Origin of the sequence: Citrobacter sp. FDAARGOS_156 (genome assembly GCF_001559235.2) — a bacterium.
GTDB lineage: Bacteria > Pseudomonadota > Gammaproteobacteria > Enterobacterales > Enterobacteriaceae > Citrobacter > Citrobacter youngae.
Genome location: NZ_CP014030.2, coordinates 3,412,403 through 3,424,242 on the forward strand (window position 1 = coordinate 3,412,403; position 11,840 = coordinate 3,424,242).

General features: G+C 52.9%; 13 protein-coding genes. 7 read left to right on the plus strand and 6 right to left on the minus strand.

The window, feature by feature from the left end:
* Positions 1-2: 2 nt before the first annotated feature.
* From AL515_RS16710 to yfbV, 3 genes are all read right to left on the minus strand, one after another.
* Positions 3-680, minus strand: coding sequence for a sugar phosphatase (locus AL515_RS16710; protein WP_105242181.1), 678 nt, complete (start codon positions 678-680; stop codon positions 3-5).
* Positions 673-1,167 (minus strand): YfbU family protein, encoded by a 495-nt coding sequence (locus AL515_RS16715; protein ID WP_003028086.1) that lies wholly within the window; start codon positions 1,165-1,167, stop codon positions 673-675. The genes AL515_RS16710 and AL515_RS16715 overlap by 8 nt, the downstream gene beginning before the upstream one ends.
* An 83-nt stretch (positions 1,168-1,250) precedes the next feature.
* Positions 1,251-1,706: a terminus macrodomain insulation protein YfbV gene (yfbV, locus tag AL515_RS16720; RefSeq protein WP_003028087.1), complete on the minus strand. Its 456-nt coding sequence runs from the start codon at positions 1,704-1,706 to the stop codon at positions 1,251-1,253.
* 339 nt (positions 1,707-2,045) lie between these two features.
* Between yfbV and ackA the strand changes: the two genes are divergently transcribed.
* From ackA to yfcC, 3 genes are all read left to right on the plus strand, one after another.
* On the plus strand, positions 2,046-3,248 hold the full coding sequence (gene ackA, locus AL515_RS16725; protein WP_061068223.1) for an acetate kinase: 1,203 nt from the start codon (positions 2,046-2,048) through the stop codon (positions 3,246-3,248).
* 75 nt (positions 3,249-3,323) lie between these two features.
* Positions 3,324-5,468 (plus strand): phosphate acetyltransferase, encoded by a 2,145-nt coding sequence (gene pta, locus AL515_RS16730; protein ID WP_061068224.1) that lies wholly within the window; start codon positions 3,324-3,326, stop codon positions 5,466-5,468.
* A gap of 201 nt (positions 5,469-5,669) precedes the next feature.
* Positions 5,670-7,190, plus strand: coding sequence for a putative basic amino acid antiporter YfcC (yfcC, locus tag AL515_RS16735; protein ID WP_048211065.1), 1,521 nt, complete (start codon positions 5,670-5,672; stop codon positions 7,188-7,190).
* A gap of 86 nt (positions 7,191-7,276) precedes the next feature.
* Here yfcC and yfcD read toward each other — a convergent pair whose 3' ends face one another.
* Genes yfcD through yfcF form a run of 3 tightly spaced genes read right to left on the minus strand, consistent with a single transcriptional unit; the run spans position 7,277 to position 9,139 of the window.
* Entirely contained in the window at positions 7,277-7,831 is a 555-nt protein-coding gene (gene yfcD / locus AL515_RS16740; RefSeq protein ID WP_048211064.1) for an NUDIX hydrolase YfcD, read from the minus strand.
* 56 nt (positions 7,832-7,887) lie between these two features.
* Complete coding sequence (gene yfcE, locus AL515_RS16745) at positions 7,888-8,439, minus strand: phosphodiesterase (protein WP_048211063.1); 552 nt, start codon at positions 8,437-8,439, stop codon at positions 7,888-7,890.
* A gap of 55 nt (positions 8,440-8,494) precedes the next feature.
* On the minus strand, positions 8,495-9,139 hold the full coding sequence (gene yfcF / locus AL515_RS16750; RefSeq protein ID WP_048211062.1) for a glutathione transferase: 645 nt from the start codon (positions 9,137-9,139) through the stop codon (positions 8,495-8,497).
* 134 nt (positions 9,140-9,273) lie between these two features.
* Here yfcF and yfcG point away from each other — a divergent pair, with 134 nt between their 5' ends.
* From yfcG to AL515_RS16770, 4 genes are all read left to right on the plus strand, one after another.
* Complete coding sequence (gene yfcG / locus AL515_RS16755) at positions 9,274-9,909, plus strand: GSH-dependent disulfide bond oxidoreductase (RefSeq protein WP_048211061.1); 636 nt, start codon at positions 9,274-9,276, stop codon at positions 9,907-9,909.
* A 54-nt stretch (positions 9,910-9,963) separates the two neighbouring features.
* A complete protein-coding gene (folX, locus tag AL515_RS16760; protein WP_005129505.1) occupies positions 9,964-10,326 on the plus strand; it encodes a dihydroneopterin triphosphate 2'-epimerase in 363 nt (120 codons plus the stop codon).
* Between the two features lie 19 nt (positions 10,327-10,345).
* Positions 10,346-11,239 carry a TIGR01777 family oxidoreductase gene (locus AL515_RS16765; RefSeq protein ID WP_105242182.1) on the plus strand — a complete coding sequence of 298 codons (894 nt, stop codon included), beginning with the start codon at positions 10,346-10,348 and terminating at the stop codon, positions 11,237-11,239.
* Positions 11,240-11,310: 71 nt separating this feature from the next.
* Complete coding sequence (locus AL515_RS16770) at positions 11,311-11,826, plus strand: GNAT family N-acetyltransferase (RefSeq protein WP_071887365.1); 516 nt, start codon at positions 11,311-11,313, stop codon at positions 11,824-11,826.
* Positions 11,827-11,840 lie beyond the last annotated feature (14 nt).

Consider the following 11,840-nt stretch of genomic DNA (forward strand, 5'->3'; position numbering starts at 1 on the left):
GATCAGGTATTTCTTACTACGACCACATTTCCGTTGGGTTGCTTGGTCACGGAAATCTGTTCCAGACTGGTCAACGAAAAGTCGACCTCATCCAGGCGCGGCGTGTCCGCAGGCGCATTGACCGCGATCACATGACACCCAGCCGCCAGTCCTGAAAGCACACCAGCGGGCGCATCTTCCACCACTGCACATTCCTGCGGCGCCAGGCCCAGAAGCTGAGCGCCTAACAGATACGCGTCTGGCTCTGGTTTCCCTCTTTTTACCCGCTCGGCGGTGACAAACACTTCTGGAGCAGGAAGCCCAGCAACACGATGGCGCGCCCGTGCGACCGGCATAGAGCCTGAGGTCACAATCGCCCATGGAATACCCGCTTTATTGAGATGGTTGAGTAAATCAACAGCCCCAGGCAGCGCGGTGATCCCAGCGGTTTCCGTCGCTTCGATCTGCTCCAGACGGGTAAACTCCGCGGCGATCTCTGCCTCAGATTTGCCCACCATAAAGTGTCGTAGAGAGGTAATGGCCTGCTTGCCATGAATAAATCCGAGCACCTCGTCGTGATCGAGGCCAAAACGATCGGCCCAGTTGCACCACGCGCGTTCTACTGCGGGTAAGGAATCGACCAGCGTTCCATCCAGATCAAACAGAAAACCTTTGCACTGCACGCTCGCCCCCTCAGGCATTAATGATTTGGTTAATTTCATTCGCGCTCAGGTGATACTGGCGCGGGCAAGAGTGCCAGACGTTCAACATACGCTGATATTTTTCCCACATCGGGGTCTGGGCGTTGAAGCCATGCGTACCCGCATCAAAGTGGGTATAGCGACCTTCCACATTGACCATAAAGCGAACGTATCCGAGGAAACGGGCTTCCGTTGCGGCGTCAAAACCGAGGAAGGTCACGCGGCGTTCATCAATGGCCTGTGCATCCTTAAGATTAGTCCAGGACACATGTAATGCGTGATACATCTCCATAATATCGATAATCGTACGGCAGGTTTCTTCCGTCAGCTCACCAAACTCACGATCCAGCTCGCGCATCTGCAAACCGTAACCGCGTTCAATAATCGTCTGCAAACGACGATAACGCTCGGCGTTAGTGGGATCGAGCATAGTCATCATTTTGTACTGATTCGACAAAATCAGACGTTGAGCGTTGGTCATTTCCATTTGGGACTCCTGTATCACTACTACTGCGATGAAAAAAAAGAAGGCATCTTGTGCCTTCTTTTATATGCGTAATCAGGGGTCAATTACAAATCATCGAGGAAAGTTTTATCCAGTTGTTTGAAGGCACGCTTAAGCGTGTCAGCCAGCGCCTGGTAATCAGGCTTCCCTTCAACCGGCGATAACGCCTGTCCGGCTTCTTGTAATTTCCCCCGAACTTCGTAGAACCAGTTGAGAATTGAAGGCGGCAGCGGTGTCACGGAACGTTTACCCAACCACCACATGCCCTGCATTGGCAGGCTCAGCGCAAATAGCGCCGTTGCCACAGCCGGTCCCAACTGACCACCCAACGCAATTTGCCAGCATAACGTGAAGACGGCGATAGGCGGCATAAAACGGATTGCGTAACGTGTCATACGGATCACGCGGTTCTCTACAAACACGGGCGCGAGGCGCTTTTCCATTGGCCACGTCTTCGCGTAGTGCTGCCCCCGGCGGAACAAGCTAAAAAAATTGACGGAACGATTATCCGGTGTCGACATGGCGGTTACCTCAACTTCACATATAAAAATTAAAAAATTTGTGCAAAACAACAACTACAAAGGACATCGTTCAAAACATTTTGTCTTTGATACCCACATTCAGGTATCCTGTGCCGGCCTGTAAGGCCTTTAGTCCAAAATCATTGAGTCGTCAAATTGACACATAGTATGCCATTGGCTGAAAAATACGCAAAATGACATAGACTCAAAGGTATTTATTCCATCGTGCCCAAAAAGACCCTGGCGCATGATGTTAATCATAAACGTCGGTGTCATCATGCGCTACGCTCTATGACTCCCTGACGTTTTTTTAGCCACGTATCATAAATAGGTACTTCCATGTCGAGTAAGTTAGTACTGGTTCTGAACTGCGGTAGCTCCTCACTGAAATTTGCCATCATCGATGCAGTAAACGGTGAAGAATACCTTTCTGGTTTAGCCGAATGTTTCCATCTCCCAGAAGCACGTATCAAATGGAAAATGGATGGCGGTAAACAAGAAGCGGCTTTAGGTGCAGGCGCCGCTCACAGTGAAGCGCTGAATTTTATCGTTAATACTATTCTGGCACAAAAACCAGAACTGTCTGCTCAGCTGACTGCGATTGGTCACCGTGTTGTTCACGGCGGCGAAAAATACACCGGCTCTGTAGTTATCGACGATTCCGTTATTCAGGGTATCAAAGATGCAGCCTCTTTTGCACCGTTGCACAACCCTGCACACCTGATCGGTATCGCTGAAGCGCTGAAATCCTTCCCGAATCTGAAAGACAAAAACGTGGCCGTATTCGACACCGCGTTCCATCAGACTATGCCGGAAGAATCTTACCTCTATGCCCTGCCGTACAGCCTGTACAAAGAGCATGGCATTCGTCGTTACGGCGCGCACGGTACCAGCCACTTCTTCGTGACTCAGGAAGCGGCAAAAATGCTGAACAAACCGGTTGATGAACTGAACATCATCACTTGCCACCTGGGCAACGGCGGTTCTGTTTCTGCAATCCGTAACGGTAAATGTGTTGATACCTCCATGGGTCTGACCCCGCTGGAAGGTCTGGTGATGGGTACGCGTTCCGGTGACATCGACCCGGCGATCATCTTCCACCTGCACGACACCCTGGGCATGAGCGTTGACCAGATCAACAAAATGCTGACCAAAGAGTCTGGCCTGCTGGGTCTGACCGAAGTCACCAGCGACTGCCGTTATGTTGAAGACAACTACACCACCAAAGAAGACGCTAAACGTGCAATGGACGTTTACTGCCACCGTCTGGCGAAATACATCGGTTCCTACACCGCGCTGATGGATGGTCGTCTGGATGCGGTTGTCTTCACCGGTGGCATTGGTGAAAACGCCGCGATGGTTCGTGAACTGTCTCTGGGCAAACTGGGCGTTCTGGGCTTCGAAGTTGACCACGAACGTAACCTGGCCGCACGTTTCGGCAAATCTGGTTTCATCAACAAAGAAGGTACCCGTCCTGCGGTGGTTATCCCAACCAACGAAGAACTGGTTATCGCGCAAGACGCGAGCCGTCTGACTGCCTGATTTCACACCGCCAGCCTAGCTGGCGGTGCTGTTTTGTAACCCGTCTAAATTGACGGTAACGAAAGAGGATAAACCGTGTCCCGTATTATTATGCTGATCCCTACCGGAACCAGCGTCGGCCTGACCAGCGTCAGCCTTGGCGTGATCCGTGCTATGGAACGCAAAGGCGTTCGTCTGAGCGTCTTTAAGCCTATCGCTCAGCCTCGTGCCGGTGGCGATGCGCCTGACCAGACTACCAGCATCGTGCGTGCTAACTCTTCTCTGCCAGCCGCTGAGCCGCTGAAGATGAGCCACGTTGAATCTCTGCTGTCCAGCAATCAGAAAGATGTGCTGATGGAAGAGATTATCGCGAACTACCACGCGAACACTAAAGACGCTGAAGTTGTACTGGTTGAAGGCCTGGTCCCAACCCGTAAACATCAGTTCGCGCAGTCTCTGAACTACGAAATCGCGAAAACGCTGAACGCGGAAATCGTCTTCGTCATGTCTCAGGGTACCGATACCCCGGAACAGCTGAACGAGCGTATTGAACTGACTCGCAGCAGCTTCGGCGGCGCGAAAAACACCAACATCACCGGCGTAATCGTTAACAAACTGAACGCACCGGTTGATGAGCAGGGCCGTACTCGCCCGGATCTGTCTGAGATTTTCGACGACTCTTCCAAAGCGAAAGTGATCAAAGTTGATCCGGCTAAACTGCAGGAGTCCAGCCCGCTGCCGGTTCTGGGCGCGGTGCCGTGGAGCTTCGATCTGATCGCCACCCGTGCAATCGATATGGCGCGTCACCTGAACGCCACCATCGTGAACGAAGGCGATATCAATACCCGTCGCGTGAAGTCTGTGACTTTCTGCGCACGCAGCATTCCGCACATGCTGGAACACTTCCGCGCAGGTTCTCTGCTGGTGACTTCCGCTGACCGTCCGGACGTGCTGGTTGCTGCATGCCTGGCAGCGATGAACGGCGTGGAAATCGGCGCCCTGCTGCTGACTGGCGGCTATGAAATGGACGCGCGCATCACTAAACTGTGCGAACGTGCATTCGAAACTGGCCTGCCGGTATTCATGGTCAACACCAATACCTGGCAGACCTCTCTGAGCCTGCAGAGCTTCAACCTGGAAGTTCCGGTTGACGATCACGAGCGTATTGAGAAAGTTCAGGAATACGTTGCTAACTACATCAACGCCGACTGGGTTGAATCTCTGACCGCAACGTCTGAGCGCAGCCGTCGTCTGTCTCCACCAGCGTTCCGCTACCAGTTGACCGAACTGGCGCGTAAAGCGGGCAAACGCGTTGTTCTGCCAGAAGGCGACGAACCGCGTACCGTTAAAGCGGCGGCTATCTGTGCTGAACGTGGTATCGCAACCTGCGTACTGTTGGGTAACCCGGATGAGATCACCCGCGTTGCGGCGTCTCAGGGCGTTGAGCTGGGCGCTGGCGTTGAAATCGTTGACCCGGAAGTGGTTCGCGAAAGCTACGTTGCACGCCTGGTTGAGCTGCGTAAGAACAAAGGCATGACCGAAACCGTTGCCCGCGAACAGCTGGAAGACAACGTCGTTCTCGGTACCCTGATGCTGGAACAGGACGACGTTGACGGACTGGTTTCTGGTGCCGTTCACACCACAGCGAACACCATTCGTCCACCGCTGCAGCTGATCAAAACTGCACCGGGCAGTTCTCTGGTATCCTCCGTGTTCTTCATGCTGCTGCCGGATCAGGTTTACGTCTACGGCGACTGCGCGATCAACCCGGATCCAACTGCAGAGCAGCTGGCAGAAATCGCGATTCAGTCCGCTGATTCCGCAACTGCTTTCGGTATCGAACCGCGCGTTGCGATGCTCTCCTACTCCACCGGTACCTCTGGTGCAGGTAGCGACGTAGAGAAAGTACGTGAAGCGACTCGTCTGGCACAGGAAAAACGTCCTGACCTGATGATCGACGGCCCGCTGCAGTATGACGCCGCCGTTATGGCTGATGTAGCAAAATCCAAAGCGCCGAACTCTCCGGTTGCCGGTCGCGCTACCGTGTTCATCTTCCCGGATCTGAACACCGGTAACACCACCTACAAAGCGGTACAGCGTTCTGCCGACCTGATCTCCATCGGGCCGATGCTGCAGGGTATGCGCAAGCCGGTGAACGACCTGTCTCGTGGCGCGCTGGTAGACGATATCGTCTACACCATCGCTCTGACCGCGATCCAGTCTTCCCAGCAGCAGCAGTAATTTGCTGCGTGTGCCGGATGCTTTATCCGGCAACACATCCTGCTTATCAAACCGGAAATAGCTAATATTTCCGGTTTTTTTACATCTGTTTTTCCCGTTCGCATAATCTGAAACATTTGCCAGGATGCGCTGCATCAATGAATAACTATTCTCCTGTTTGCATACTTACCCTCTTTTGCATTGCAACAGGGATAGTCTTTCATGTCAGCAGTAACAGAAACACGGCCAGCCAAAAAGTGGGCGATGCCCGACACGCTGGTGATAATTTTTTTCGTCGCCATTTTAACCAGTCTGGCGACCTGGGTTGTTCCCGTCGGGATGTTCGACAGTCAGGAAGTGCAGTATCAGGTTGATGGGCAAACCAAGACCCGCAAGGTTGTTGATCCCCACTCATTCCGTATTCTGACCAATGAAGCCGGTGAAGAGCAGTATCACCCGGTTAAGTTCTTTACCACCGGTGACGAAAGTCCTGGTCTGATGAACTTCCCGTTTGAAGGGTTAACCTCCGGCTCTAAATTCGGTACTGCCGTTGGCATCATTATGTTTATGCTGGTGATTGGCGGCGCGTTTGGCATCGTGATGCGCACCGGAACCATTGATAACGGCATCCTGGCGCTCATCCGCCATACCCGGGGTAACGAGGTCTTGTTTATCCCGGTGCTGTTTATTCTCTTCTCATTGGGTGGCGCGGTATTTGGCATGGGGGAAGAGGCTGTCGCCTTTGCCATTATCATCGCGCCGCTGATGGTACGCTTAGGTTACGACAGTATCACCACCGTGCTGGTGACCTACATTGCCACCCAAATTGGCTTTGCCAGTTCGTGGATGAACCCATTCTGTGTGGTTGTCGCACAGGGTATTGCCGGTGTCCCTGTGCTCTCGGGTTCGGGTCTGCGCATCGTGGTGTGGGTTGTGGCGACGATGATCGGCCTGACATTCACGCTGGCCTACGCGGCGCGCATCAAAAAGAATCCGCTGCTGTCACGCGTGCATGAATCAGACCGCTTCTTCCGCGAACAGCAGGATGAGGTCATTGAGCGCCGCTTCACGCTCGGCGACTGGCTGGTACTGATGGTGCTGACGGGCGTGATCGTGTGGGTCATTTGGGGCGTTATCGTCCACGCGTGGTTTATCCCGGAGATTGCCAGCCAGTTCTTCACTATGGGCCTGGTGATTGGCATTATCGGCGTCGTCTTTCGGCTCAACGGCATGACGGTTAACATCATGGCGTCCTCATTTACTGAGGGTGCGCGTATGATGATTGCCCCTGCCCTGCTAGTGGGTTTTGCCAAGGGGATATTGCTGCTGGTAGGCAATGGTGAAGCGGGCGATGCCAGCGTACTGAATACCCTGCTGCACAGCATCGCCAACGGCATTAGCGGTCTGGATAACGCCATTGCGGCGTGGTTTATGCTGCTGTTCCAGGCGGTATTTAATTTCTTCGTTACCTCCGGCTCCGGTCAGGCTGCGTTGACCATGCCGCTGCTGGCACCGTTGGGCGATCTGGTTGGCGTCAACCGTCAGGTCACCGTTCTGGCATTCCAGTTTGGTGACGGATTCAGTCATATTATCTATCCTACGTCGGCATCACTGATGGCAACGTTAGGCGTTTGTCGGGTGGATTTTCGTAACTGGCTGAAGGTAGGCGCCACGCTGTTGGGACTGCTGTTTATTATGTCCAGCGTGGTGGTGATTGGCGCGCAGATAATGGGCTACCATTAAACAACAAGGCCGGATAATGCGCATCAGCGGCTTATCCGGCCTACAACGACGCCCGATCCCGTCATCCAGGATCGGCGGTGCTGAATTTACTCAGCTTCTTCGTGTTTTTCGGCTTTCGCACTTTCATTCTTGGCGTTGCGGGTCATCCACAGCGCCAGTGCCTTCAGTGAGTCCGGTGTAAATTCATCACAGCGCGCGGTAATTTCTTCCGGCGTCAGCCAGCACACTTCACTAATTTCTTCTTCCTGCAGCGCAAACGGTCCGTGAGAAACGCAGCTAAACAGCCCGCCCCAGACGCGACAGTTCTGGTCTTCAAAATAAAACTGACCGTGCTCGGCAAACGGGACACCGGCAATGCCCAATTCTTCTTCAGCTTCACGACGCGCGGAGTCCAGAAGCTGCTCATCAGCCTGAACAACCCCCCCCGCGGTAGCATCCAGCATACCGGGCATAAAGTCCTTTGTCTCAGTGCGACGCTGAACCAGAATTTTACCCATACCATCGTGTACAACGATATACGTTGCACGGTGGCGCAAGCATTGTGCCCGCATTTGTTCCCGGCTGGATTGTGCGATGACTTCATTGTCTTCATTCACAATATCCACCCATTCAGTACTTGCCAAACGACGCTGTTCCACCATCAGGAAACCTTCTTTTTTCTAGCGCTCTTACGGCGCGTTTACGTTTGTGGGGTAACTTACGGATTAATCTCGACCTGCGCAATAATACTTTGATCATTGAGTGCCATCACGCTGAGAACATTATCATCCAGAATCCCGTAGCTTGCCGTAAATCCCCCTTTCGGGATGCTTACCGAACCGGGGTTAAACTGGTAGATATCCCCACGTCGCTCTGCCACCGGCAGATGCGTATGTCCATAAACCAGCACATCGCCGGCGTTGAGCGGTGGTAAGTTATCCGGACCAAAAAGATGTCCGTGCGTCAGAAAGAGTCGCTGGCTGTCAGTCAGAATTTGCTGCCACGGCGCGGTTATTGGAAAATGCAGAAGCATCTGATCCACTTCGCTGTCGCAATTACCACGTACCGCAATTATCCGCGACGCCTGCTCATTCAAACGCTCGGCGACCTGCGCTGGCGCGTAGCCCTCTGGCAGCGCATTACGCGGCCCATGGTTCAATACATCGCCCAGTATCACCAGCCATTGCGCACCGCTTTGGGCAAACCGTTCAAGTACGCATTCCGTAGCCGGCAACGAACCATGAATGTCCGATGCGAACATCAGTTTCATCACTCACCCCTCGTTGAAAAATACCTTTCAATGATACTGGATTACGTCCCTACTTTCAGCAGGAACGCTTCGCTGAAAGCGCGATAAAACGTTGTACCGAAGCGCGTTGCCACTGGAAGGTGGCATACTCTGCGAGCTGTTCTGGTACATCATCGCCATTCAGAACCAGTCGATTAAGCATTAGCGCTAAATCGCTGTCTGCGATACACCATTCACCAAACAAATTCTGCTTACCGTGCGCCAGTAAACTGCCCGCCGTGGCAAACAATTTTTCCGCACTGGCCCTTCCTGCTTCCGTCAACGGACCTTTCTTCACGCCAGCAAAAACCACATCCGTCGAACGCTCTTCCCGGATAGGCATCAGATCGCTACGGAGCCAGGCCTGAACCTGGCGGGCGCGAGCCCGTTTTTGTAGATCGTGCGGATAAATGCGCTCCCATTGTGGTGGAGCGAAACGCTCTTCCAGGAACTCGGCAATCGCCGAGGATTCACTCAGTTCAAAACCGTCAATGTCAAGAACCGGTACGCGCCGCGTCAGCGCATACCCTTGCCATGAAGGTTGCAAGTGTTCGCCACTATTGAGGTTGACAGTTTTCAGCGTAAAAGGCAGCCCTTTCTCTTGCAGAGCGACATAAACAGACAGTACATAAGGGGAGAAAAAGTTGGCATCTGACCACAGCGTAATTGCAGGTTTGCTCATAATGTCCTCTGAAGTGTATTGGCTTTCTTTCAAAATATAGAGTCTTTCTCTCGCTGTCACTTGATGAAAACTCACACACGTCGGCAGCTTCTATACTTGTAGTGACCCGGTTCATGACAAAACGGACGCTGAAAATGATCGACCTTTACTACACTCCATCGCCAAACGGGCACAAAATCACACTGTTTCTCGAAGAGGCGCAGTTAAAATACCGTCTGATTCATGTAGATATCAGCAGAGGCAGCCAGTTCCGCCCTGACTTTTTGCTGATTTCACCGAATAATAAAATTCCGGCCATCATCGACTGCGCCCCGGAGGATGGCGGAAAACCCATTAGCCTGTTTGAGTCTGGCGAGATTTTACTCTACCTGGCGGAAAAGAGCGGTAAGCTACTCAGCGGCGAATTACGCGAGCGCCACACCACGCTGCAGTGGCTCTTCTGGCAGGTTAGCGGACTTGGGCCAATGCTGGGACAAAATCATCACTTCAGCCACTTCGCACCGCAGACTATCCCCTACGCCATTGAACGGTATCAGGTGGAAACCCAGCGACTGTACAACGTCATGAATAAACGCCTGGAAATATCACCCTGGCTGGGTGGCGATCATTACAGCATTGCCGACATTGCCTGCTGGCCGTGGATTAATCTCCACCAGCGCCAGCGTATCGACCTCGACAACTATCCGGCGGTCAATAACTGGTACGAACGTATCCGTACTCGTCCCGCAACAGAACGGGCGATGCAGCAAGCGCAGAGCGAGAAAAGTTAACGCGATTCGGTTCTCGTGTATCATGAAAAGGTTCATACATGGAGGAAACCTGCAATGTCACAACCTGACGCAATTATTCGTATAAAAAACCTTCGTCTGCGCACTTTTATCGGCATTAAAGAAGAAGAGATTCTGAACCGACAGGATATCGTCATCAATATTGCCATCCACTATCCAGCAGACAAAGCCCGGACCAGTGAAGATATCAACGATGCGCTGAATTATCGCACCATCACCAAGAGCATCATTTCGCACGTTGAGAGTAACCGCTTCTCATTGTTGGAAAAATTAACGCAAGATGTGCTCGATATCGCACGCGAACATCACTGGGTCACTTATGCTGAAGTGGAGATCGATAAACTTCACGCATTGCGTTACGCCGACTCCGTTTCCATGACATTGAGCTGGCAGCGCTAAACGTAACCCGGGAGGCGACATGCAGATTCTGATTACCGGCGGTACTGGCCTGATTGGACGTCATTTGATCCCCCGCCTGCTGGAACTGGGGCATCAGATTACCGTAGTGACACGTACTCCTGATAAGGCTCGTCAGATTCTGGACTCCCGGGTCACGCTATGGAAAGGGCTGGAAGAGCAGCAAAACCTCGATGGCGTTGATGCTGTCATCAATCTTGCCGGAGAGCCTATCGCCGACAAACGCTGGAGCGCTGAGCAAAAAGAGCGTTTGTGCCAGAGCCGCTGGGGGATTACGCAGAAACTGGTCGATTTAATCAAAGTCAGCAACACGCCGCCTGCCGTACTCATCTCTGGTTCCGCTACGGGATACTACGGCGATCTGGGTGAAGTCGTTGTGACGGAAGAAGAACCGCCACATAATGAATTCACCCATAAGTTGTGCGCCCGCTGGGAACAGATCGCCAGCGCTGCGCAAAGCGACAAAACCCGCGTATGTTTGCTGCGTACTGGCGTTGTATTGGCCTCTACAGGCGGGATCCTCGCAAAGATGGTTCCACCGTTTCGTCTGGGGCTTGGCGGTCCTATCGGCAATGGGCGTCAATACCTGGCCTGGATCCATATTGACGATATGGTCAACGGGATTATCTGGCTGCTGGATAACGATCTGCGCGGTCCCTTCAATATGGTTTCGCCATACCCGGTTCGCAATGAACAGTTCGCCCATGCGCTGGGTCATGCCCTAAACCGCCCGGCGATCCTGCGCGTTCCGGCAGCCGCTATGCGGCTGCTGATGGGCGAATCCTCGGTGCTGGTCCTCGGGGGGCAGCGCGCGTTGCCCAAGCGACTGGAGGGGGCAGGTTTTGCGTTTCGTTGGTACGATTTGGAAGAAGCGCTGGCCGATGTCATCCGATAATGTCTGATATCCCTTCACTGTTGCCATTGTGGTGGTATGGTTAAAAAACCAAATACCACAATGGCGACGTTATGGCGATAATATCAACACCCCGACTTACTCTCTCTTTATACCAACTCGCTGACTGGCCTTTTTTCCAGCGGCTACGAGAAAATCCGGACGTCATGCGTTTCATGGGTGATATCGCCCCAACCAAAGATACTCGCCTGCTCTTCGCCAGACGCCTTTCCGCTCGACATACCTTTGTTATCCGGGAGCACAACAACACGGCGCAGCTGGGCGATATTGGCTTACAGATAAGCCATCTTTATCCTCAGGAAGCTGATATTGGCTATGCCATCACGCCGCGGGCGCAGGGAAAAGGGATTGCCAGCGAAGCCGTACGTGCCGTGTGCGATTATGCCTTTCAACAGGCTGGCGTAACGGCGATAAATGCCTATGTATTAGCCGGAAATACCGGGTCGATACGCATTCTGGAAAAAACAGGATTTATACGCACTCAGGTGCTTGAAAAAGCCTATGAAGTGAACGGCATAGCGTATGACGACTGGGTTTATCGTCTGGAGTACAGCGCGTTAAAGCGGTAGGCCCGGAAAGCGTA

What these genes read in the sequence shown, in the direction of transcription:
- folX (WP_005129505.1), top strand. Translation starts at nt 9,964, where the DNA reads ATGTCACAACCTGACGCAATTATTCGTATAAAAAACCTTCGTCTGCGC.
- AL515_RS16710 (WP_105242181.1), bottom strand. Translation starts at nt 680, where the DNA reads ATGCCTGAGGGGGCGAGCGTGCAGTGCAAAGGTTTTCTGTTTGATCTG.
- AL515_RS16765 (WP_105242182.1), top strand. Translation starts at nt 10,346, where the DNA reads ATGCAGATTCTGATTACCGGCGGTACTGGCCTGATTGGACGTCATTTG.
- yfcC (WP_048211065.1), top strand. Translation starts at nt 5,670, where the DNA reads ATGTCAGCAGTAACAGAAACACGGCCAGCCAAAAAGTGGGCGATGCCC.
- AL515_RS16715 (WP_003028086.1), bottom strand. Translation starts at nt 1,167, where the DNA reads ATGGAAATGACCAACGCTCAACGTCTGATTTTGTCGAATCAGTACAAA.
- yfcG (WP_048211061.1), top strand. Translation starts at nt 9,274, where the DNA reads ATGATCGACCTTTACTACACTCCATCGCCAAACGGGCACAAAATCACA.
- yfcE (WP_048211063.1), bottom strand. Translation starts at nt 8,439, where the DNA reads ATGAAACTGATGTTCGCATCGGACATTCATGGTTCGTTGCCGGCTACG.
- yfcF (WP_048211062.1), bottom strand. Translation starts at nt 9,139, where the DNA reads ATGAGCAAACCTGCAATTACGCTGTGGTCAGATGCCAACTTTTTCTCC.
- yfcD (WP_048211064.1), bottom strand. Translation starts at nt 7,831, where the DNA reads ATGGTGGAACAGCGTCGTTTGGCAAGTACTGAATGGGTGGATATTGTG.
- ackA (WP_061068223.1), top strand. Translation starts at nt 2,046, where the DNA reads ATGTCGAGTAAGTTAGTACTGGTTCTGAACTGCGGTAGCTCCTCACTG.
- yfbV (WP_003028087.1), bottom strand. Translation starts at nt 1,706, where the DNA reads ATGTCGACACCGGATAATCGTTCCGTCAATTTTTTTAGCTTGTTCCGC.
- AL515_RS16770 (WP_071887365.1), top strand. Translation starts at nt 11,311, where the DNA reads ATGGCGATAATATCAACACCCCGACTTACTCTCTCTTTATACCAACTC.